The organism is Chloroflexota bacterium, from assembly GCA_034717495.1.
In the GTDB taxonomy this organism is placed as follows: Bacteria; Chloroflexota; Anaerolineae; order JAAEKA01; family JAAEKA01; genus JAYELL01.
Map to the genome: position 1 here is coordinate 31,650 of JAYELL010000015.1, position 20,041 is coordinate 51,690.

General features: G+C 58.7%; 13 protein-coding genes. 10 read left to right on the forward strand and 3 right to left on the reverse strand.

The genetic code is table 11. From position 1 onward, the window contains the following. The first annotated feature begins 109 nt into the window (after positions 1-109). The 9 genes from xylB (at position 110) to U9R25_03775 (ending at position 11,189) form a co-directional block, all read left to right on the forward strand. Positions 110-1,621, forward strand: a complete 1,512-nt coding sequence (xylB, locus tag U9R25_03735) for a xylulokinase (protein MEA3334994.1) — start codon at positions 110-112, stop codon at positions 1,619-1,621. A gap of 25 nt (positions 1,622-1,646) precedes the next feature. Further along, on the forward strand, positions 1,647-2,684 hold the full coding sequence (locus tag U9R25_03740; GenBank protein MEA3334995.1) for a TIM barrel protein: 1,038 nt from the start codon (positions 1,647-1,649) through the stop codon (positions 2,682-2,684). Positions 2,685-3,041: 357 nt separating this feature from the next. After that, positions 3,042-4,481 (forward strand): FAD-binding oxidoreductase, encoded by a 1,440-nt coding sequence (locus U9R25_03745; protein MEA3334996.1) that lies wholly within the window; start codon positions 3,042-3,044, stop codon positions 4,479-4,481. A 45-nt stretch (positions 4,482-4,526) separates the two neighbouring features. Continuing rightward, a complete protein-coding gene (locus U9R25_03750; protein MEA3334997.1) occupies positions 4,527-5,636 on the forward strand; it encodes a (Fe-S)-binding protein in 1,110 nt (369 codons plus the stop codon). Between the two features lie 169 nt (positions 5,637-5,805). Beyond that, entirely contained in the window at positions 5,806-6,693 is an 888-nt protein-coding gene (locus tag U9R25_03755; protein ID MEA3334998.1) for a sugar phosphate isomerase/epimerase, read from the forward strand. A 187-nt stretch (positions 6,694-6,880) separates the two neighbouring features. Then, on the forward strand, positions 6,881-8,131 hold the full coding sequence (locus tag U9R25_03760; protein MEA3334999.1) for a Tm-1-like ATP-binding domain-containing protein: 1,251 nt from the start codon (positions 6,881-6,883) through the stop codon (positions 8,129-8,131). After that, on the forward strand, positions 8,124-9,053 hold the full coding sequence (locus tag U9R25_03765) for a creatininase family protein (GenBank protein ID MEA3335000.1): 930 nt from the start codon (positions 8,124-8,126) through the stop codon (positions 9,051-9,053). The genes U9R25_03760 and U9R25_03765 overlap by 8 nt, the downstream gene beginning before the upstream one ends. Positions 9,054-9,146: 93 nt before the next feature. Further along, a complete protein-coding gene (gene larA / locus U9R25_03770) occupies positions 9,147-10,439 on the forward strand; it encodes a nickel-dependent lactate racemase (protein ID MEA3335001.1) in 1,293 nt (430 codons plus the stop codon). A gap of 3 nt (positions 10,440-10,442) precedes the next feature. Next, positions 10,443-11,189, forward strand: a complete 747-nt coding sequence (locus tag U9R25_03775) for a sulfite exporter TauE/SafE family protein (GenBank protein ID MEA3335002.1) — start codon at positions 10,443-10,445, stop codon at positions 11,187-11,189. Positions 11,190-11,866: 677 nt separating this feature from the next. Here U9R25_03775 and trxA read toward each other — a convergent pair. From trxA to U9R25_03790, 3 genes are read right to left on the reverse strand one after another with little or no spacing between them, the layout of a single operon-like run. Continuing rightward, a complete protein-coding gene (gene trxA, locus U9R25_03780) occupies positions 11,867-12,721 on the reverse strand; it encodes a thioredoxin (protein MEA3335003.1) in 855 nt (284 codons plus the stop codon). Between the two features lie 14 nt (positions 12,722-12,735). Beyond that, entirely contained in the window at positions 12,736-13,575 is an 840-nt protein-coding gene (locus U9R25_03785) for a lamin tail domain-containing protein (GenBank protein MEA3335004.1), read from the reverse strand. Further along, positions 13,572-16,226 carry a tetratricopeptide repeat protein gene (locus U9R25_03790; protein ID MEA3335005.1) on the reverse strand — a complete coding sequence of 885 codons (2,655 nt, stop codon included), beginning with the start codon at positions 16,224-16,226 and terminating at the stop codon, positions 13,572-13,574. The genes U9R25_03785 and U9R25_03790 overlap by 4 nt, the downstream gene beginning before the upstream one ends. 179 nt (positions 16,227-16,405) lie before the next feature. Here U9R25_03790 and U9R25_03795 point away from each other — a divergent pair, with 179 nt between their 5' ends. Beyond that, positions 16,406-19,885 (forward strand): alpha-amylase family glycosyl hydrolase, encoded by a 3,480-nt coding sequence (locus U9R25_03795; GenBank protein ID MEA3335006.1) that lies wholly within the window; start codon positions 16,406-16,408, stop codon positions 19,883-19,885. Positions 19,886-20,041: the final 156 nt, after the last annotated feature.

A 20,041-nucleotide genomic window follows, 5' to 3' on the forward strand; every position in this document is an offset into this window, starting at 1 on the left:
CTTTCTTTGTACTGTGTTGCACTCATTCGCTCCGGGTTCGGAGTCGAGGCTGCGCACAGCCTGGACGCCTGAAAAAAAACAGGAATAGAACCCGGTTTCGAGGCTTGAAATGATGTCAGCAAAGAACCTCTTTCTGGGACTCGATGTGTCGACCACCGGTGCCAAGGCACTGCTGGTTGATGAATCGGGACATGTTATTGGCAGCGCGACCAACCTCTTGTCGTTGTCGACCCCCAGGCCCCTCTGGTCCGAACAGGACCCGGAAGACTGGTGGGTCGGAATGGCTGCCAGTATTCGCGAGGTACTGCAGGACAACCAGGTGACAGGCTCATCTGTCGCTGCGATCGGCCTGACCGGCCAGATGCATGGCCTGGTCATGCTCGACGGTGGAGGCCAGGTACTTCGTCCAGCCATTCTATGGAATGACCAGCGAACTGGTCCCCAGTGCGATGAAATCCGCCGGCGGATCGGCAGGCGGCGTCTCATCCGGATCACCGGCAATGACGCGCTACCGGGATTCACAGCACCCAAGATTCTCTGGGTCCAGCAGAATGAGCCTGACCTGTATGCCAGGACCAGGCACATTCTACTGCCGAAGGACTATATCCGGTTTCGGCTTACCGGCCAGTTTGCTGTTGATCGGGCTGGTGGTGCCGGAACCATTCTGTTCGATTTGAAGGACCGCACCTGGTCTGATGAAATGACAGAGGCGCTGGAGATTCCGGCGGCATGGCTGCCGCCGACCTTCGAAGGATCCGAGGTATCTGGTGTGGTCACGGCAGTTGTTGCTGCCGAGACGGGCCTGGCCGAGGGCACACCGGTTGTGGGTGGCGGTGGCGATCAGGCGGCGCAGGCTGTTGGCGTTGGTGCCGTCAAACCTGGCATCGTCGCATTGACTCTTGGAACATCGGGAGTTGTTTTCGCCTCGACGCCGGCGCCACTGATCGAGCCTGAGGGAAGGTTGCATGCCTTTTGTCATGCCGTTCCGGGAGCCTGGCATTTCATGGGTGTGATGCTCAGTGCCGCGGGGAGTCTGCAATGGTATCGTGACCAGTTGGCCCGTGAGATGAGCTTTCCAGACTTGCTTGCCGAGGCGACCGAGGTGCCGCCGGGCAGTGAGGGCCTGTTCTTCCTTCCCTACCTGACTGGCGAGCGCACGCCCTATCCTGATCCGCTGGCCCGGGGGGCATGGGTCGGCTTGACCCTGCGCCACCACCGCGCTCATTTGACCAGAGCCGTGCTGGAAGGTGTCGCCTTCGGTATCAAGGACAGTTTCACCTTGATCCAGGAGGCCGGCCTGGGAGAAGTCGAACAGGTTCGCATTTCCGGCGGCGGCGCTCGCAGCCCTGTCTGGCGGCAGATCATGGCCGACGTGCTTGGTGTTGAGTTGGTAACGGTAAACACCGCCGAGGGCGCAGCCTTCGGCGCGGCGCTGCTGGCGGCTGTGGGTGCGGGAGCTTTTGCTGACGTGCCCTCGGCCTGCGAAAAGACCATACAGATCACCGGCAGCAGCAAACCTGGCGCCGACAGTTGGACCTACCAGCGCTACTATCCACACTACCGGGCGCTCTACCCTGCTCTTTCCAATGAGTTCACCGCTATCGCCGAACTGGTCGAATAATCTGGAGTGAGGTATGGAGGATCTAATGGACAAGTATGGCTATCGGTTTTCATTCGGCCCATGGAACATCCACGAGGGCGCCGACCCCTTTGGTCCACCGGTGAGGCCAGGCGTGGATTTCGACGAAAAGCTGGCGATTCTCAAGGAATTGGGATTCGACGGGATGCAGTTCCACGATGATGACGCCGTGCCTGACCTGGATAATCTGACCGCGCTGGAAATTCGCCAACAGGGTGAGGCCATGAAGGCCAGGCTCGATGACCTGGATTTGGTGGCGGAGTTTGTGGCGCCCAGGCTGTGGGAACATCCAATGACCGTCGATGGCGGGTTCACGGCAAATGATCCGCGTGCCCGGGCGTATGCCATCGAACGAGCCATAAAATGCGCGGACATCTGTCGATATCTGGGAACGGACCTGATGGTTCTCTGGCTGGCCCGGGAGGGCACCTATTTACGCGAAGCCAAGGACGCGGTGCGGGCAACCCACCTGTTGGTGGAGGCGATCAATGCCCTGCTCGACCATGATCCTGATCTTAGAATTGTCATCGAACCCAAACCCAATGAGCCCATGGATCTGGCCTATATTCCGACTATTGGCCACGCTCTGGCGCTGGGTTTCATGGCCAGCGACCCATCCCGGGTGGGTGCGCTGGTCGAATCTGCCCACGCGGTGCTGGCCGGGCTCGATCCAGCCGATGAAATGAGTTTCGCCCTGGCCTTTGACAAGCTATGGAGTGTCCACCTCAACGATCAAAACGGTTTGAAGTTCGATCAGGATCGGTCCTTTGGATCGGTGGACCTGCGCAGGGCCTTCAACCAGGTAAGGGTGTTGGAGGAGAATCGGTTCTTCGACGTGGGCATGGTGGGTCTCGATGTCAAGGCACTACGTACGCAGCCGCCTGATCTGGCGACCAAACACCTGAGCAACAGCTTGAAAACCTTCTTGCGCCTGGTCGAGATTGTGCGCAGGTTGGATCAGGAGAAGATGGACGAACTGATCGTTGCCCGCGACTACGAAGAACTGGACTGGTTGGTCCTGTCTGCATTGATGGGCAATGGATAGTTTGCATCCCTCAGTGACTGGAGTTACGCAGTTTGCACGCAGCGCCTGCGGCCCTGCGCAGGTGTACTGAGTGCGATCGAAGTGCGCGAACGGGTCAAATGCCGCCCTTCGAAGTCCTCCCGGACCGCCGACCTCACGGTCCGCCTGCTGGCGTAGCTCACGCACCGCCTGCTGGCGTAGCTCACGCACCGCCTGCTGGCGTAGCTCACGCACCGCCTGCTGGCGTAGCTCACGCACCGCCTGCTGGCGTAGCTCACGCACCGCCTGCTGGCGTGCTGGCGAGGCTCAGGATGTCATTTGACCCCTGTATTTGCCAGGTGCGTAACATGAGTCAGTAACTCAAGGAGTCACCCGAGCATGAAACGAGCTCTTTTTCAATATGAGATGGTTCGCAGCGAGCTGGAGGAAATCGTCGGGGCACCTTTTGTCTCGGTGGATGAGAGCGATCGGTTGGTGTATTCGACCGATTGGTCCTGGATGCCACAGATGTGGCTCGATCGGGGCGAACCGCTGCCAACCCCCGATTACATCGTTCATCCTGGTTCCCCCGGGGAAATCTCGGAGATTATGGATATCGCCAATAAATACCGCATCCCGGTTGTGCCATGGGGTGGCGGTTCCGGTACCCAGGGGGGAGCTTTGCCGATATTCGGGGGAATCCTGCTGGACACCAAACGACTGGACAAGATCATTGAGATCGATGAAAAATCGTTGACTGTCACCGCCCAGGCGGGCATCATCGGCCAGCAACTGGAGTGGGCATTGAATGAAAAGGGTCTCTTTTTGGCCCACTATGCGGCCGCTTCCCGCTGCGCAACTCTGGGTGGCTATCTGGCGCCACGGGGCACAGGCACCATCAGCACCAAGTATGGCAAGGCGGAAGATCTGGTCCTGAGCATGGAGATCGTACTGCCGACAGGCGAGATCATTCGAACGCCCCAGGTGCCTCAACACGCTGCCGGACCGGACTGGCCTCCTCTATTCCTCGGGGCAGAGGGCACTTTCGGCGTAATCACCGAGGCCACCATGCAGGTGGAGTACATTCCCGAGGCTCGCCTTTTGCGTGGTATTCTCTTCGATGATTTGAGTAAGGCTCTGGAGGCAGGACGGCGCATGATGACAAGGCGATTGCACCCCTTTGTCATTCGCCTGTACGATCCAGCCTCGACTGCCAGCCGGATCAAAAAGATCCTCGGCTACGAGTACGACGGGGCATACATGGTATTGGGTTTCGACGGAGATCCCGATATCGCCGCGCTCGAAGAACAGAAGGCACTGGAGATCTGCAAGGACCTGGACGGACGGGACCTGGGTCGTGAGCCGGGTGAGGCCTGGTGGGAACACCGCTATGACTTTTACTACCCACCGATCAATCTGAAGCTGCCGTGGATGTACGGAACCACCGAGACGATCACAACCTACGACAAGATCGAGGATCTTTACTGGGCGGAAAAGCGGGCGGTCGAACAGGGTTTTTCCGACTGGAACGTCAGGTTTATCGGCCACTTTTCCCACTGGTTCCACTGGGGTGTGATGCTCTACTGCCGCTTCATCATAGAAGATCCTCCCGAGGATGCCCAGGAAGCGCTTCGTTTACACAACCGGGTGTGGAATGTGGCTATGCAGACAGTGATCGCCAACGGCGGTATGATCAATGAGCATCACGGGGTTGGCTTGAAATTGAGCAGATATATGCGCAAGCAGTATGGCGATGCCTGGCCCTTCCTGCAACGCATTAAGTCCACCATCGATCCCAACGGGATCATGAATCCCGGCAAGGTGGGCTTTGGCTTCTGATCTGGTCCGGACCGTTGTTCGTGTTTCGTATGTGAGGAACGTTGTATGTCACCTGAGAACATTCTCCTGACTGCCGACAATTGCAGATACTGCCTGATGTGTCGACATGTTTGCCCGGTCGCCCACGTTACCCGCCTGGAGACTCTCACTCCCCATGGATGGGGGTTGTTGATTTCCTCGGAGAGGCGGGGACTCATCTCGTGGAACGAGAGTTCCGTTGATCGGCTCTATTCCTGTGCCGACTGTGGTACCTGCCGCGCCCACTGTGTAACCGATCAACCGTTGCCCTATGCTATCGCAGTAGCCCGAGCCCAGGTTGTCGATCAGCGGAAGGCGCCTGAGACAGCTTATGCCGTCGACGAATCCCTGCGCGCATGGGGCAATCCCTATCGGGAACAGCTCCCCGAGCCTGTTTCAGGCCTGGGAGATGTGGCGCTGTTCGTCGGGGATGATGCCTGCTGGCAACGACCCGATGTGCTGGACGCCGCGTTGCTGCTCTTGAAAGGGGTGGGGATAGAACCGGTGCTGGTGGGCGTGGGCCGAAACAGCGGCTATCTTGCCAGCTCGCTGGGATTTCCTGAAACGGCGCGCCAACTGGCGGCCGCCAACCTGGCTGACATCAGAGCCAGTGATGCTCATAAACTCCTGGTGCTGACGCCCGGCGATTACTACGCCTTTTCTCAGCTATACGAGGAACGGCTGGGAATCGATTGGCCTCGCTCTGTGATCGTGGAGGAAGTGACGAATTTCCTGGCCGAGGAACTGGCCCTGGGACACCTGGCCTTTCGCAGATCCGCAGAATCCCCACCCTATGCCTACGTTGATCCGCCGCATTCGTTGCGCGTGCCCGACCGCCATGATGCGCCAAGAAAGCTGCTGACGGCCATCATGCCCGACAATCGGCGCGAACTGTTCTGGCGGCGGGACCGGGCACACCCGGTGGGCAGCAGTTCCCTTCAATATGTCCAACCGGATATCGCGACCGACCTGACCTACGCCCGGCTTGGCGATGCCAATGCGGTCGGCGCCGAACTGATCATTACCGAGGACCCCGGCGCTTTACACGCCCTGGACACCCATGCAGCCCGCTTCCGCCTGCGGGCGCAGGGCCTTTACGAGTTGCTGGCTGCTCATCTTGGCTCAGAAACTGTTTGAAAGGCCTTGTCCATGGGCCTGTTGGGTCTTCAAGGTGTGCTTCGCGGCATCAGGCGGGTTTCCAGGCCTGAATTGCAGCTTTCGAGCGGCCTGGGGAGGCTTTCGACCCCTTTTCAAACAGCTACTGACAGACTCTTCAATTCGACGTAACTGAAACAGGAGGTATTCCATGCATCTTTCAATGCACAACTGGATGAGGGCTGAGCCCCTCGAGGTCACCATACGACGGCTTGCCAGATATGGCTACGAAAGCATCGAGATTGGTGGCGAACCGGACAGGTATGACACGGCAGAGGTCCGCAAGCTGCTCAAGGACAACGGCCTGCGCTGCTGGGGTTCAATCAGCTTGATGTTCGCCGGCCTGGACCTGTTGCAGGCCGATGCTCAAGGCCGGGCCAATACAGTGCAGTATCTCAAGGACTGCATCACCATGGTCAAGGAACTGGACGGGGAGCTCATGTCCATCGTGCCCTCCGAGGTCGGCAAGGTCAATGCCCAGGCCGATCCTGAGACCGAGTGGAATTGGGCCGTCGAGGGCTTGCGGGAAGTGAACGCCCATGCCAAAAAGGAAGGGGTTCGTATCGCCGTCGAGGCGCTCAACCGCTTTGAAACCAACTTCATCAACCGTCACGATCAGGCGGTCCTGCTTGCGACGGAAGTGGGTGACAACTGCGGCGTATGTCTGGATTCCTTCCATATGAACATGGAAGAGGCCAACTTCCGCCAGGCGCTTCTCGATACAGGCGATTTGATCTGGGACTATCACGTGGCGGACAACAATCGCATGGCGTGCGGCATGGGTGCGCTCAACTGGCGGGACATCGTCGGCACCCTGAAGGAAATCGGCTACGATGGCGCTCTGACTGTCGAATTCGTGGCGCCATTGGATCGTACGCCTGCCAACCCGTACAAGAACGCTACCGCTGCGGCCGAGTCGGAGTTGACCGAAGAACAGCTCAAGTTCATCGAGGACCATGGCAGTGGTGTCCTGTCGGAAGAATTCTACAGCTGGTTGGTGGAAGAGACGGCCAAGACACTGTTGCCTCTGATCAAGTAGTTGGCAGCCGCAAACACTGACTGAAACCGTCTTCCGACCATCTCGGGGACAGCTTCCAACTGAAGTGGTAGGGTAAAATTGCATTTTGTCCAGGAAAGCTGCCGGGCAAGATGCAATCTTGCCGTACAGTTAGTCCAGGCAAGGTGGCAAGAGCCCGGTTCTGGCTTGTCCGGGTTAGGGGTTGTCTATGGGAAAAAACGTAGTAATCATCGGCACGCTGGATACAAAGGGACCGGAGATTGCTTACCTGCGGGACAGGATGCAGGATTTAGGCCTTTCCACGACTGTCATCGACTCAGGCATTCTTGGTGAACCGCTGGATATCATCCCGGATATCAGCCGCGCCGAGGCCGCGACTTACGGAGAGACGAACATCGACGCACTGCGCAACGCCGGTAGCCGGGGCAAAGCGGTTGAGGGAATGCGCGGGGCCCTCAAGGTGCTGGCCCGGGAGTTGTATCGAGAGGGCAAGTTAAATGCCATCGTCAGCATGGGAGGTGCCGAAGGAGCCGTAATGGGTGCCGCAGCCATGATGGGTTTGCCGGTCGGGGTTCCCAAGGTGCTTGTGTCTCCCATCGCATCCGGAAAACACTACTTCGACCCGCTGGTTGGTACCAGTGACATCATGGTCGTTCACTCCATCGTGGACATCCTGGGACTGAATCCGATTGCCACGACGGTGTTTGACAACGTGGCGGCGGCAGTTGCCGGGATGGTCGGGCATGGCCACGAGCTGTCGAAGCCGGGCGACGAGGACCGTTTTGTGGCAGTGACCATGCTGGGCAACACGACTCTTGCCGGCATGGCGATGAAGGAACGGCTCGCGGACCATGGCTATGAAGCGGTGATCTTCCACTCCAATGGGGTGGGTGGACCGGCCATGGAGGAATTGGCGGAAGCCGGTCAGTTTGTGGGGGTCATCGATCTTACCACCAACGAGACCTATGATCCCATGACCGGTGGCATCCACGATGGGGGCCCGGACCGGTTGAAGAGAGTCGGTCTGCTGGGTTTGCCCCAGGTAGTTGTGCCTGGCTGTATCGATTTCTCTGTTTTCCATGCCGATGCCATCCCTCCCGAGCTGCAGGGCCGGCCCGTGTATGACCACAACCCTGAATACACCCTGGTGCGCGCCAGCCAGGAGGAGATGATGGCTCTTGGTGAACTCTTCGCCGAGCGACTGAACCTGGCAACCGGTCCAGTAATCGTCGCGGTGCCCACGCAGGGCTTATCGATTCCAAATGTGCCGGATGGACCCTTCTGGGATCCAGAGGCGGACCAGGCGTTTCTGAACACGCTAAAAGCATCCATTCGCGACGATATTCCCGTTCTCAGTTACGAGCGCCATGTCAACGACCCATCATTTGGTGTTGCGATGGCAGACCTCTTTGCAGATATGATGGCGTCCAAGGGCGCCAAGGAGTCCGAAAATGATTGACGATCATAATTCGCAGAAATACCGCGACGTTCCCCATTTTACCGAGGGTGACCAGGACTTCCGCTCGAATTTCCTTTCATGGGATTTGGGCGACCTCTGTATCACCGATATCGAGACCTATCTGGAGACCAAGGATACAATTTTGGTACCCATGGCGAGCCTGGAGCAGCATGGGCCCCATCTTCCCCTTTACACCGACACGGTGACGGCCTGGGAGATATCCAAGCGTGTCTCGGAGATGATTGCCGTGCTGCACACGCCCCCGATCTGGACCGGTTATTCCCCTCAGCATATGCACAAACCGGGCCATGGACGCGGCACGATTACACTGCGAAGTAGCACTTTGCTCAATCTGGTGCATGACGTGGCTCGAAGTTTGATCCACCATGGTTTCAACCGCATTATCTTCATCAACGGCCATGGCTCCAATGTCAAGGTGATCGACCCGATCCTGCGAAAATTGAGGTACGACACCGGAGCGTTGATCAGTTTCGTCAAACCCTATATGGAAAACTATGTGGGGATACTCGATGGACTGATGGAGAATCCCTGGGATGAGACACCGGGCTGGCATGCCAGCGAGTTGGAAACCGCGCAGGACCTGGCCTGGAACGAGGGATTGGTCAGGATGGACCGGGCCGCCTTCACTCGGGCTCACGTTCCGGAGTTCCTTCCCAGGTCCTTTGAAAAGAAGGATGGTATGCCCGATGTGGAATTCGAGGACTACAAGTATTTCACCTTTCCAATGGATCACCATGAATTCATCGAAAGTGGCGTGATCGGCAATCCCTTGCGTGCTACCAGGGAAAAGGGTGAGGAGTCCTTCCGGCGCCTGTCGGAACACGTAGCTCGTGGAGTCCTTGAACTGATGGAAGTGCCTGTCGAAGTCCATGACCGGGAATTCGTGGATAGGGTTTTCTAGGATGATGTTTTTAATCCACCCCCCCGCCCCGTGGGCAGCCCCCAGAGCGGCAGCGAAGGGCTTCCTACCTGGGAGAGGGGAGAGGAGAATGACATGCAGGTAAGATTGGCGTACGGTCGAGATGGGCTGAAGGTGACTTTGCCCGATGGGTGTGACATTATCAAGCCCAGGGCTACTTTGGGATTGCCCGACGAGCAGGCGGCATTGGTCGCAGCCCTGCGCGAACCGATCGATTCGCCGCCGCTGGCGGAGCTAGTCCAGCCGGGGGATAGAGTCGTCATCGTGCATACCGACATCACCAGGGCGACTCCAAACGACCGGATCCTGCCGCCGGTCCTCGCCGAGCTTGAAGGGGCGGGAATCAGACGCGAGGAGATAACCCTGTTGAACGGTCTTGGTACCCACCGTCCCCAGACCGAGGCCGAGCTGCGGGCCATGTTAGGCGACTCAATCGTTGACAACTATCGTTGTCTGCAACATGATTGCTTCGATGACGCCAGTCTTGTTTCGCTGGGTACCACACAGCTGGGCCATCCGGTGCGCATCAACAGGGACTATCTGGCGGCCGATTTCAAGATATTGACCGGTTTCATCGAGCCCCACTTCTTCGCGGGCTTCAGCGGCGGCCCCAAGGCGATATTGCCATCCCTGGCCGGCACTGAAAGTGTCTTCTCCAACCACAGCGTCTCCATGGTTGCCGATCCCCGGGCTACCTGGGGTGTGATCGAGGGCAATCCCATCTGGCAGGAGATGCGGGAAGTGGCGTTGCGCACTGAGCCCGGTTTTTTGCTCAACGTGACGCTCAATGCCCGTCACGAAATCAGCGGTGTATTCGCGGGAGAGCTGCTGGCGGCTCATGCCGCGGGCTGTGACTTCGTGCGGGCAAGTGCCATGATTCCGGTGTCACAGCCCTACGATATCGTAATCACAACCAACAGTGGTTATCCCCTCGACCAGAATCTGTACCAATCGGTGAAGGGAATGAGGGCCGCTGCCGAGATCGTTCGAGAGGGTGGCAGCATCATCGTGGCTGCCGCCTGCGAGGATGGTGTGCCGGATCACGGCCAGTACGCTTCCTTGCTGGCGCAGGTCGATTCGCCTCAGCAAGCGCTGGACCTGATATCCCAGCCAGGATTCCTGGAACACGACCAATGGCAGGTACAGATACAGGCACATATCCAACTGAAGGCGGATGTTTACGTTTACAGCCAGGGCCTCACTGACGACCAGATCGAAAACGCCCTGTTTTTATCCTGTCATGACATTGAGGAAACGGTCGATGCATTGCATCAACGCTATGGGCCGAATGCCCGCATCGCTGTGCTGCCAGAGGGACCTCAAACGGTGCCCTATCTCGAAGATAACAGTTCAGATCATCGGATCTGACCGGTGGAAGAGTCAACCGTTGTTATCCTCTTGATCGCCGCTGTTGCCTTTTTCATGATCGGTCTGGCGAAAGGTGGCCTGGGTGCCACGTCGGCAACATTGGCGATGCCGTTGCTTGCGCTGGTGATGCCGGTGAGTGTCGTTATCGGCATGATTCTGCCGGTCCTGATGTTGGCAGATATCATTGCTGTCGGTTTCCACTGGCGGCGATGGAGTAACAGGCTTCTGGTTCTACTCATTCCTGGTGCCCTGTCGGGTGTCATCCTGGGAACCTATTTCATCACCAACGTGCCACCGGACGTGTTGCGTACGGCGCTGGGCATCATCATCCTGTTGTTTGCCGCCTACAAGGTTTTCGAAAGCCGCATTTTGGGGCTGTTCACTTATCACCCTCGAAATTGGCACGGTGTATTGGCAGGAAGCACTTCTGGGTTCATCTCTACCCTGGCGCATACCGGAGGACCTCCCATCGGCATCTACCTTCTGATGCAGGAGGTACCGCCTCGCACCTTTGTTGCCACATCGGCCATGTTTTTCATGATCCTGAATTGGATCAAGGTCCCCTTTTATTTCTACGCCGGTATTTTTGACCTGGAGCGCCTGCGCCAGATCATCTGGATACTGCCCATGGTGCCGCTGGGTGTGTGGACAGGCAAGCAGATCGTCGTCAAGATTGATCCAAAGGTCTACGAACGGATCATCGTGGCGATCCTGTCTGTATCAGCCCTGCTGCTTATCTTCAAAGACTGAGGAATCGGGATCAAATCGAGTTTCTGCCCTGTACATCCCGCGACCGCCGCGGGATGGATCACCAGCTCACACCTCTCGGTGGCCTTACCTAGCTCTCGCACCGCTTGCTAGCGTCACGGTACGCCTGCTGGCGTGCTAGGCCGCACCGCTTGCTGCCTCTCGGCACGCCTACCTCTCGGATCGGTTGCTACCGTGCTGGCGTAGCGTGCTGGCGTGGCGTAGCGTAGCGTCGCAATGACAAAAGAGGGCCTGTCACTGCGAGGAGATCGAGCGACGGCAGCAACCGAGTAAAGGCTGCGGGAGCAATCCAGCGAGATCAACGTGGCAGTCTCATTCATACTTGAGGAAACCGGGTCGCGAAGAGGGTCTGAGTTTGCTGCTTAGAAACTTGCGATTTCCGGACCGACCGTGTGTCATCCTCGCGTGCACCCCGGAGGGGCCCGCGAAGGCGGGGAACCAGAGCATGAACTCCTGGGCTCCAGCTCTGACTCACGCTAGGACGACCAATTATGGCACGCGATATCGATGGACTCCCGCGTGCGCGGGAGTGACGGATGCGTGAGTTTGTTGTACCGGCGCATCCCGCGACTGCTGTGGGTTGGTGCCCCCGCAATGACAGTGCGAAGCACGCCTGTTGGCGAGAGCCTCTGTAACAGTCACGCTTATTCTTCGGTGTTTTAATAGAGCGCTATCGCCAGCTGTTGCTGGTATTCCTGGGTTAGCGTGTGCTCTTCGCCTAGAACATCGAAGATGGACAACATGTTCTTGCGGGCATTCTCGCGGTAGGTGCCGCGATCCCGCCGTATCACTTCCAGTAGACCTTCCAGGGCTTCCCGGTAACTTTCCTTGGCTGCCAGGGCTGCTGCCAGATCAAGGCGGGCCTGTAAATCATCCGGATTGGCCGCCAAACGGCGCCTGGCATCGACTTCCCCTCCGCTCAGTTCGGCAGACTGGCGGAAGTTTGCCTTGGCGATCCAGCTCTCTGCTTCGGCGCGTTCCGGTTTGGCCTGTGGCACGCGTTGCAGCGCAGCCAGTGACTCATCCATCCGATCGAGATTGAAGAGAACTCTGCCAAGCCCGAGCAGGGCACCGGCGTTATTGGGATCGTCCAGCAACGCTTGCTGGTAGAGGCTTTCGGCCTGCCCAAGGTCACCCCCGGCTTCCAGGCGCCTGGCGTCGCCTACCAGGTTTTCGGCCGCGCCGGGAACCAGTTCGTCGATGAATCGTCGAATGTTGGGCTCGGGCTGGGCGCCGACAAACTCAGCGACCACCTGGCCATCTTTGAAGCCTTTGACGGCCGGGATTCCCTGTATGCCGTACCGCGCGGCGGTTTGTTGGTTGTGGTCAACGTTCAATTTGGCAAGAACCCAGGCGCCGTTGGCTTCCGTTGCCAACCGTTCGAGGACCGGTCCGATCATTCGGCATGGTGCACACCAGGGCGCCCAGAAATCAACAACTACGGGCCTGGAATGCGACTGCTCGATTACCTGCTGTTGAAAATCCTGATCAGTTACTTCGATGATGTTAGACATTGTGTATCTTCCTATTAGTTCTCACTGTTGATAGTCAGCTCAGACATGGTCTCGCCCGACATGTTAGCCAGGATCGCCGCACTTCCCCTGCTCCAAACGGCAGTGTTCCGGGCCCAGTGGAGATCGCCGATGTCGTCGATTCCGGCTCTTGTATGTACCCAGATGGCTTCGCCTGGCACAAGCATATAGGGTGGAAAAACGTAGCGGGGCCCGTTGCTGTGCGCCAACGTCCAGTTGCGCAGTTGCACAGCTTCGCCGCCCTGGTTCTCGATGATTACTGCTTCCGCTTGAACGTCGCCGGGCGAGGCCACGCCAAGCAATACGACGTGCACGCCTGTCACCGGCAGGGTCGCCGTGATGGCCGCTTCGGCCTCGATATCGGCGCTCGCAGTCGTTGTGACTGGCAGGGTCACCTCGGGGCCCGGCTGCGGGATATCAACCAGGGTCGGTGTCGCCGAAGGAGCGGTCGTTGGCGTTGGGGTCGGGGTTCCTGTGGGCAGACTCGCCAGTGGTACCAGGAGCTCTTGCCCCGTCACCAGGTGATTGGCATCGCCTATGTCGTTCAGCTTGAGCAGAATCTTCGGGTCGACATCCAGTCTTTCGGCGATGGCCAGGAGGGAATCGCCCAGTTGAACGACATAGATGCCTTTTGCAATGGTCGGCGTTGGTGTCAATGGAACAGTTGCTGTCGCAGTTGGCCCTGGCGTTGCGGTCGACGGCACGATGACGAAAGGGGTTGGTTCGGTGCCCGAATCGATCCAACCCAGGTTCACTGCAAACCAGAGAACTCCAAGTGTGATTAAGAGGGAGATCACGGCATTGACAACAATCAGGCCAAGCCACTGGCGTTTCATTGCCCTCCTCCGTCTCCGTAGAGCCGCCGGTAGTTGGCGTAATGGGCCAGCACCCGTCGCACGTAGAGCTTCGGTTCTGCAATCGTAACTTCTTCAACGAACAGGTCGTGGTCGTCGGTATTGGCTTCGTCCAGGAAGTAACGGGCATTGCCGGGCCCGGCATTATAACCGACCAGGGCCGCATAGGGATTGCCGTCGAACATGTCCAGGGCAGCCGACAGATAGTAGGTGCCGAACTTGATATTGATGTAAGGTTTGTAGATGTCGCTTGCCTGGAAGCCGGACCAACCCAGCGCACTGGCGATCCACTCAGCGGTGCTGGGGATCACCTGGGTCAATCCCTGGGCCGCGGCGCTGGAGCGGGCCCCCCGTTCGAAAAAACTCTCCTGGCGAATCAGGGCATACATCAGCAGCGGATCAACTTCAAAGGCAGACCCTTCAGCCTCGACCATGTCGGCAAAGTAGTTGGGGTAGGCAAGCCGTTGGACAAACTCCGGCGATTCAAAGAGGCCATCAGGCGCGAGGGCGCCAAGCCGGACTCCTGCCAGCGTCGCGTGGCGGTATGCCCCCAAATCCCTGAAGTAAAGTGACAGCGCGTACATGGCCAGCGGGTCGTTTTTGTAGCGGTCACGCACGGCATCCAATTCCCGGATGGCCTCGGCGCGCAAACCGGCGCGAAGATAAGTCGCACCCCGCTGCAACTGCTTATCCACGGCAAGCTCAGCCGGCAGTTGGCGCAACGTGGCGGGATCGGAGACGCCGGGGGCAGCCCAGTTGGCAAGCCACGCATCAGCTTCCTCCTGCAGGCTTTCCTCGTCGGCGTTGGAACTGCTCGTTTTTTGCAGGGGCCCGTCGACGCCGGCCTGTGCAGCCAGTTCGGCCGCGCGCGCCGTGTAGTAGCTGTCCGGGGCTACCGGCCGGAGACCTTGCCAGGTTTCGATAGCTGCGTCGGTTTCGCCCAGCTCCAACTGCCCCTTGCCAAGCCAGAAACGTCCTGCGTGGGCATAGGTGTTGCCAGGATAGCTGTCGATCAGTCGCTGCCATGACTCGACGGCGCTGCCCGTTTGGCCGAGGCGATATTGGCACAGGCCGCCCCGGTAAAGGGCTTCACCGGCCTGGGCAGACGCGGGATATTGACGGACTATGTCCAGATATTCGGTCGCGGCCGTCTCGCAATCGTGGCTTCGTTCCGCGATTTGAGCGGCCTCCAGAAGAGCTTCAGGCGCTCTGACGGATGAGGCTTCGGCGGCCTGAGCGTAGAGGTCCCGGGCCACTTCATCGCGATCGAGGCGATACTGGGCCGTTGCCATACGGATCAGGACGCCGGCCCGATCCGGGTATTCCGGGTGGGTATCGAGCAAACCCTGCCACTCGGCCAGGGCCGACTCGTACTCCCTCTGTCCGTAGTAGGCTTCCGCCACCAGAACATGAGGATAGGCCGCATGTTCTGGCGTCTTCTCGAAGTACTCATACATCGCCGGGATTCCGGCACTTACGTAGCCATTGGCCAGCAGCAACCGGGCCCGAGTGTACTCGTCGACGGGCTGGGAGAGCAGATCGAGCTGGTTGATAGCACTGACCGTGACGCCGCTGCGCTCCGATTCTTCGATGGCCTGCCGGTAGCGGGAGGCTGCAGCCTCAGGCTCACCGGCGTTTTCCAGAATCTGGCCCGCTCGAAACTGGATTTCAGCCTTATACCGGTCATATTGACTCTGGGCAATGATCTGGTCCAACTGAGCCAGTGCGTTCTGCCATGATTCTTTTTCGGCATATACCTCGGCCAGCTCTTCCCGGGCGGCGAACAGGACAAAGTTGTCGGGTGCCTGAGCAATGGCTTGCTGATAGGCATCGATGGCGCCCTCGTCGTCGCCGGTGCTGCGCATCAGGCGGGCAATGCGCAGATGGACGGGGCCAGCCAGCGTGTCGTCCTGCGCCAGGTAGCGGCGGTAGGCGTCGATGGCCTGCTGGGGTGCCACGACCTGGGTGTATGCCCGAGCCAACCAGAAATCGGTCTCGGGTGGCAACTGCTCGGCCGGCACTTCTGCGCGGGCCTTCTCCAGGGCCACGATCGCCTCGGTCGGTAGATCATCCTCAAGATAGGCCTGGCCCAAGCGCCAGCGTGCTTCGTAGATCTGCGGATCGTCGGGCCGGTCACGGAGCAAGTTGGCGTAGGCCTGACGGGCTGCGCCATAGTTGCCCATGTCATGCAAGGCTCGCGCTTCGGAGAGTCGTTGGTTGGCAGGCAGGGTGGCCGTTGGTGTCAGCGTCGGCGTTCCTGTTGGCGTTGATGTCGGCCTCGGCGTGATGGTGGGTGATGGGGATGCCGTCGCCGACGGTGTTGCTGTGTTGGTGGGTTCCGTCGTTGGGGGGAGATCGTCCGCCGGCTCAGGGTAGGCCGTCTCGCCAGCATCCGAGGCAGCTTCGCCGCCGTCTTCCCGGCTGGAAACAGATGTGGCCCCGCTGTTTTGGCCGGGTCGCGGCGTGGCTGTGGCGGTAGCCGTAGCCGTGGGTTTGGCATCGCCGCAACCTGCTGCCATGATCAACAGCACCAGCAGGATCAACGCGGGCGGCCGTGAGAGGTTGAGTAACTTGATCAGCATGGAATGATGATAGTCGGTGCCCACATTCCTGTCAAATGCAGCGATTGCCACCGCCGGCATTCGTGCATTCGCGGCCCCATTCGTGGACGGCCTGCGCGCCACCCACCCAATGCGCGTACGGGCGAGGTCACCTCACCCGTACAACTTGTTGCCGGTAGTGTAATATGGTACTCTAATGACAATTCCCGTGTGATCCAATCAGCCAGGAACCAGAAGCGAGGCAGCACAAAATGCGACGACGCAAGCACTCCCAATTGTCCATTCCCGCGGCCTATGACCGCGAGTTCCACGTATCCCGGTCAGCCAGGGATCGATACCTGTTTGATGAGTCCCTGTTTTCTGTCCGGGGAACTATTGCGCTTGCCAACTTTCGGGCAGCCCGGCAGTTTACCCAGCGCGTCAATGAACGGCATGATTTGCTGCGCTTTCCTGAGCAGGCGGTGAAGGCAGGACAGATCAACGCCATGGCGCTGATTCACGAACTCATGCACTTGATGATTCTTGCCTACCGCCAGCAAGGCAATCCTGGCGCTCTTTCAGAGGGACTGGCTTATGTGGAGAGCATTGTGGGAGAAGGAGCGGTTCAGAGCACTGAACAGCACTTCACCGATGAATTTCCGGCACCCACGGTTTACCAGGGCAATCAGACAGCAGAGCAGTACCTGGCAGGCCAAACGGGCGAAGACCCCAACCAGGAAGTAGTTCTGGAGGAGATGCTGCTGCTCTGGCTCTCCAACAACAATCCTGCCTTTTCCCCCTATCGAGAGTTTTTTGATGATAGTGAAATGGCCAGGGAAACAGCTTACAGGGAAGTCGTCGACGGCCTGCGAGAGTTTTTCGCCGAGCAACCTGCCTTCGGTCCGGGCGGCATGACCCTGATCGACCTGTTGGAGGCCCCTGCCAAGGCTTCTCCCCACTCTTTGTCAGGACAGTTAGAGTATATCCGTGAGAACTGGGCGCCCTATCTGGGCAAAAGCCTCTACCGCTTGCTGGCCGGGCTGGATCTGATCGCCGAAGAGGAAAAGCCTATCTTTTTTGGACCTGGCCCCTCGTCAGCGCCCGATTTTGCCCATCTGGACCCGGAGCCGGAACGGTTCAGCCATGACAAGTTCTGGATGCCCAAGGTAGTCATGCTGTCAAAAAACGCCTTTGTCTGGCTCGATCAGTTGAGCAAGGCCTGTGGCGAGAAGCTCTACCGCCTGGATCAGATTCCTGATGAGGCATTGGATACGCTGGCCCGGTCGGGTTTCAATGGCCTGTGGTTGATCGGCCTGTGGGAGCGCAGCAAGGCTTCCAGGCGCATCAAGCAGATGATGGGCAACCCCGAAGCTGTGGCCTCTGCTTACTCGCTCTACGATTACCAGATAGCGGATGACCTGGGCGGCTACGAAGCCTACGAAGACCTGCGGGATCGGGCATGGCAACGGGGCATCCGGCTGGCCAGTGACATGGTGCCCAACCATGTGGGAATCGACGGACGCTGGGTCTTCGAACAGCCCGACTGGTTCATTTCGCTGGATTACAGCCCCTTCCCATCCTACACGTTTGATGGTCCTGATCTATCTGAGGACGGGCGGGTCGGCATCTATTTGGAGGATCACTACTATACCCGCTCAGACGCGGCGGTGGTTTTCAAGCGGGTGGATCGATGGACCGGGGATACGAAATATGTCTACCACGGCAATGATGGTACCAGTATGCCATGGAACGATACGGCACAGCTCAATTACCTCAACGCCGAGGTGCGCGAAGGAGTCATCCAAACGATTTTACACGTGGCTCGCATGTTCCCGATTATTCGCTTCGACGCTGCCATGACCCTGGCCAAACGCCACTATCAGCGGCTTTGGTTTCCCGAACCTGGCAGCGGTGGCGATATTCCCTCCCGGGCAGAGTACGGCCTGAGCAAGGAGCAGTTCAACGAGGCTTTTCCTGAGGAGTTCTGGCGTGAGGTAGTGGATCGAATCGCGGCCGAGGTGCCCGATACACTGCTGTTGGCCGAGGCGTTTTGGATGATGGAGGGCTATTTTGTGCGTACCCTGGGCATGCACCGCGTTTACAACAGTGCATTCATGAACATGCTCAAGAACGAAGAAAACGCCAAGTACAGGTCGGTCATCAAAAACACCGTAGAATTCGACCCTGAGATTCTCAAGCGTTACGTGAATTTCATGAACAACCCCGACGAGGATACGGCAGTGGCCCAATTTGGCGAGGGGGATAAGTATTTCGGCACCTGTACCTTACTGGCGACCATGCCTGGTCTGCCCATGTTTGGCCACGGCCAGGTGGAGGGCTACACCGAAAAATATGGCATGGAATATCGCAAGGCCTATTACGATGAAACGCCGAAACAATGGCTGGTCGAGCGGCACGAGCGAGAGATATTTCCCCTTTTGCACAAGCGATACCTCTTTGCCGGGGTCGGGAATTTCCTGCTCTACGATTTCTTCAACGCCGATGGATCGGTGAACGAGGATGTCTTCGCCTATTCCAATCAGGTGGGGGAGGAGCGCGGACTGGTCGTTTACCACAATAAATGGGCGGAGGCCGGCGGCTGGATTCGCGCCTCGGCGGCCTACGCTGTCAAGGGCCCGGATGGAGAGAAGCACCTGGAGCAGAAAACGTTGGCGCAAGGCCTGGTGCTACCCAGTGACAACAACGCATTTGTCATCTTCCGCGATCAGGTGACAGGGCAAGAGTATATTCGTAACTGTGCTCAGCTTCACGATGAGGGCATGTTTATCGAACTGGGCGCCTTCAAATACCACGTCTTTCTCGACTTCCGGGTCGTTCATGACGACCAGCTGAACCGCTACAGGCATTTGATGGGTTACCTCGATGGTCGGGGTGTACCCAACATCGAAGAGGCCATGGCCGAGATTGTGCTCCAGCCGGTGCTTGAGCCCTTCAGGTCGATTGCTAACGGTCATGTGATTCAGCGGGTGACCGATATGATCACTGGTGAGGAATCGGTCGATGGCGCGTTCCTGGTCGAAGTGAGTGAGCGGGCCGCGGGCCTGGCGGAGGCTGCCGCCAACTTCGCCGACACAGGCGGCGATAGCAGGTCGCTGGCGGGTCAGATGTCGGAGGAATTGGGACTTTTCATGAGTCTGCCCGACCTGGCCGAAGAGATGCCTGAGTTGAAGGCGACAGCAGCTGTGCTCAAAGAACATCATGATGAGAGCATTGTTATCTGGGGAACGGCCCTCGGGTGGTTGATGGTCCATGACCTGGGGCAGGTCGTGGACCCGGACGACCCGGCTGCGTCCAGCCGCAGTTTGATAGACGAGTGGCTGTTGGGACGCCAGATCGCTGCCGCTTTGCAGGAGGCAGGCCTGGACGAAGGTATAGCCTGGCATGCCGTCAGCCTCATCAAGGTGCTCGCCAGTCACCAGGACTGGTTTGATGTCAAAGCCCCGGCCGGCCGGGAGGCGTTGGTTGTCCTCACCAGGTTACTGCGCGATCGGGATGTGCAGCGGTTCCTCCAGGTTAATCGTCATCAAGGGGTTCTCTGGTTCAACAAGGAAGCCTACGAGCAGCTACGCGCCTGGTTGATGTTGCCGGCGATCCTCGATGCCCTATCCGGCATGGAGGAAGACGAGGCCAGAGAGACCATCGCTGAGCGCTATGCCATTCTCCAGAAGCTGGCCGAGGCTGGCCGGGAGTCGGGCTACCGGATCGAGACCCTGTTGGAGGCGGCCAGGTAATGGTTGGTCGCGTGGACACGGAGACACGGAGAGGGGGGATGCGGAGACGCGGAGAGGGGGGACACGGAGACACGGGGAGGGGGGATGCGGAGACACGGGGAGGGGGGACACGGCGGTCGGATGGGTAGGAGTCGAGGCTGTGCGTAGCTCCCTTTA

Excerpts from the sequence above, each read along its gene's own strand:
- xylB (MEA3334994.1), top strand. The coding sequence starts at position 110 with ATGATGTCAGCAAAGAACCTCTTTCTGGGACTCGATGTGTCGACCACC.
- U9R25_03740 (MEA3334995.1), top strand. The coding sequence starts at position 1,647 with ATGGACAAGTATGGCTATCGGTTTTCATTCGGCCCATGGAACATCCAC.
- U9R25_03745 (MEA3334996.1), top strand. The coding sequence starts at position 3,042 with ATGAAACGAGCTCTTTTTCAATATGAGATGGTTCGCAGCGAGCTGGAG.
- U9R25_03750 (MEA3334997.1), top strand. The coding sequence starts at position 4,527 with ATGTCACCTGAGAACATTCTCCTGACTGCCGACAATTGCAGATACTGC.
- U9R25_03755 (MEA3334998.1), top strand. The coding sequence starts at position 5,806 with ATGCATCTTTCAATGCACAACTGGATGAGGGCTGAGCCCCTCGAGGTC.
- U9R25_03760 (MEA3334999.1), top strand. The coding sequence starts at position 6,881 with ATGGGAAAAAACGTAGTAATCATCGGCACGCTGGATACAAAGGGACCG.
- U9R25_03765 (MEA3335000.1), top strand. The coding sequence starts at position 8,124 with ATGATTGACGATCATAATTCGCAGAAATACCGCGACGTTCCCCATTTT.
- larA (MEA3335001.1), top strand. The coding sequence starts at position 9,147 with ATGCAGGTAAGATTGGCGTACGGTCGAGATGGGCTGAAGGTGACTTTG.
- trxA (MEA3335003.1), bottom strand. The coding sequence starts at position 12,721 with ATGTCTAACATCATCGAAGTAACTGATCAGGATTTTCAACAGCAGGTA.
- U9R25_03785 (MEA3335004.1), bottom strand. The coding sequence starts at position 13,575 with ATGAAACGCCAGTGGCTTGGCCTGATTGTTGTCAATGCCGTGATCTCC.
- U9R25_03795 (MEA3335006.1), top strand. The coding sequence starts at position 16,406 with ATGCGACGACGCAAGCACTCCCAATTGTCCATTCCCGCGGCCTATGAC.